Source organism: Dehalococcoidales bacterium (genome assembly GCA_028716225.1).
In the GTDB taxonomy this organism is placed as follows: domain Bacteria; phylum Chloroflexota; class Dehalococcoidia; order Dehalococcoidales; family UBA5760; genus UBA5760.
Genome location: JAQUQE010000153.1, coordinates 1 through 2,594, shown reverse-complemented (window position 1 = coordinate 2,594; position 2,594 = coordinate 1). Strand labels below are relative to the sequence as shown.

Here is a 2,594-nt window from a genome sequence, read left to right as displayed (position 1 = left end):
TGCGTTTTTCGGACTAAAACGGCCACCTTTTCGGAGCAAACCGGCCGGCCTTTCGGAGTAAAGTAGGCCACTCTTTCGGAGCAAATCGGCCACCCCCGTCGGCACGGCGCCGGACAATACGATGGCATAGAATCACCATGGAGGTGATTCATGTCCAACAGGAGATTGTCCGTGCGCAAAATCAAAGAGATATTACGATTAAAGTTAGACTGCGGTATCAGCGAGAGGGAAATAGCCAGGAGCTGTCAGGTTTCCCGGAGCACCGTGGCTGATTATCTGCGGAGAACCGCGGCAGCCAGGCTGACCTGGTCCGAAGCGTCGGCGATTACTGAAAGCCAGCTCGAAGAGCGCCTGTTTCCTACCGAACACGTGCCAAGCTCGGTCAAACGTCCGCCGCCGGACTGCGAGCACATCTACAACGAGCTGCGCACCTACCGTAAATTCAACCTGACACTCTCGCAGCTATGGCTGGAGTACAAGGAAAAACACCCTGATGGCTACCAGTACACCCAGTTCTGCGAGCATTACTGGCGGTGGCGGAAGAAGCTTGATTACGTTATGCGCCAGGAGCACCGCGGTGGCGAAAAGCTGTTCATCGACTACTCCGATGGACTGTCTATCGTCGACACATTAACCGGTGAGCTGATTCTGACACAGCTATTCCTGGCCGTCTGGGGCGCCTCTAATTACACCTATGCCGAGACGACATTATCCCAGACCCTGCCGGACTGGATCGGCGCCCACCGGCGGGCGCTGGAGTATTTCAGATGTGTTCCCCGGGTGCTGGTTCCGGATAATCTCAAGAGTGGCGTGAGCAAGGCATGCAAATATGAACCGGAGCTAAATCCGACTTACGCGGATATGGCCGAGCACTACGGCTGCGCCGTGCTGCCGGCGCGTCCACGCAAACCCAGGGATAAGGCGAAGGTGGAAAACGGGGTGCTGATTGCTCAGAGGTGGATACTGTCGGTGCTGCGTCACCGCACCTTCTACAGCCTGGCCGAGCTTAACGCCGCTATTCGCGAGTGCCTGGAGCGTCTCAACGCCCGGCCACTGAAAAAGCTCAAGAAGTCCCGCCGGGAGTTGTTTGAGGCTGTAGACCGGCCCAATGCCCTGCCGCTGCCCACAGGACCATACGAATATGCCGAATGGTACAAGGCTAAGGTGCAGCTCAACTACCACATCGAGGTGGACCACCATTACTACAGCGTGCCTTACCGGCTTTTGCACGAGAGACTAGATATCCGGCTGACCGCGACGACCCTGGAGTCTTTTCGCAAAGGCGAGCGTGTCGCTGCCCACGTCCGGTCTTACCACAAAAACGGTTATACCACGCTCCCGGAGCATATGCCCCCGGAACACCGGTTTTATGCCGAGTGGAATCCGGACCGGTTTATCCGGTGGGCTGGCAAGACTGGAGAGGCTACCGCCCGGCTGGTGGAAAAGATACTGGCCACGCGTCCTTATCCGGAGCAGGGCTACAAGGCATGCCTGGGGATTATTAACCTGACACGTGATTACGAACCGGTACGTGTCGAAGCGGCGGCACGCCGGGCTCTAAAGTATAAAGCCTGCTCCTACCGGTCGATGAAGGCCATCCTGTCCGCCGGACTCGACCGCCATCCCGATAACGGCGAGCAACCCCGCCTGCCGGGGCTGCCGCCGCATCAGAATATCAGAGGACCGGAGTATTACCGGTGAAAGGAGTGACAAACAGTGCTTAACCAACAAACGATTTCTATCCTGCATTCTCTCAAGCTACACGGTATGGCGGAGAGCTTCGAGAAACGGCTGGCCGACTCTAATCAGGCATCTCTGGCCCATGACGAATTCGTGGGCCTGCTGGTGCAGGATGAAAAGCTGTACCGCGACAACCTGAGGCTCCGGCGGTTGCTCAAGAAGGCCAGGCTCCGCCAGGAAGCCTCCCTGGAGGATATCGACTACGGAGCGCCCCGCGGACTCGACCGGCAGGTGATGCTGGAGCTGGCTAACCCGGAGTGGGTACCAGCCTATCGTAACGTGCTGGTCAGCGGCCCTGCGGGCGTCGGCAAGTCATTTATTGCCTGCGCCCTCGGCAACGCCGCCGCCCGCGCCGGTTACACCGTGCTCTACGTGCGCGCACCCCGGCTGTTTGAGACCCTGCAGCAATCACGTGGCGACGGCTCTCATCTCAAAGCCCTCGCCAGGCTAAGCAGAGTGCAGCTCCTGATCATCGACGACTTCCTGCTTACCCCGCTCTCCGATAGCGAACGAAGGGACCTGCTGGAAGTGGTCGAGGACCGCTACCAGGCTGGAGCCACCATTATCGCCAGCCAGTGCCCCATCAGCGACTGGCATCCCAACATCGGCGATCCCACCCTGGCCGATGCCGTCTGCGACCGGCTGCTGCACAACGCTTACAAGATCGAGATGAGGGGCGATTCCATGCGTACCAGGAGACCTGCTGCTAAATCTAATAAAAAGGAGGAGATTGAAAGCGATAAGAAAGTAAGCTAAACTGTACCTTAGTCCGGCGTCCCCAGGGGGTGGCCGGTTTGCCCGAACACCCGGCCGTTTTCATCCCGAACAAGCGGCCGATTTCACCGAAATACGCA

General features: G+C 58.3%; 2 protein-coding genes. Both read left to right on the top strand.

From position 1 onward, the window contains the following. Positions 1-150: 150 nt before the first annotated feature. Complete coding sequence (gene istA / locus PHI12_15150; protein ID MDD5512121.1) at positions 151-1,701, top strand: IS21 family transposase; 1,551 nt, start codon at positions 151-153, stop codon at positions 1,699-1,701. A gap of 15 nt (positions 1,702-1,716) precedes the next feature. Further along, a complete protein-coding gene (gene istB / locus PHI12_15145) occupies positions 1,717-2,496 on the top strand; it encodes an IS21-like element helper ATPase IstB (protein MDD5512120.1) in 780 nt (259 codons plus the stop codon). Positions 2,497-2,594 lie beyond the last annotated feature (98 nt).

Bases quoted from the DNA above. Each gene is read 5' to 3' on its own strand.
- istA (MDD5512121.1), top strand. From the start codon at position 151: ATGTCCAACAGGAGATTGTCCGTGCGCAAAATCAAAGAGATATTACGA.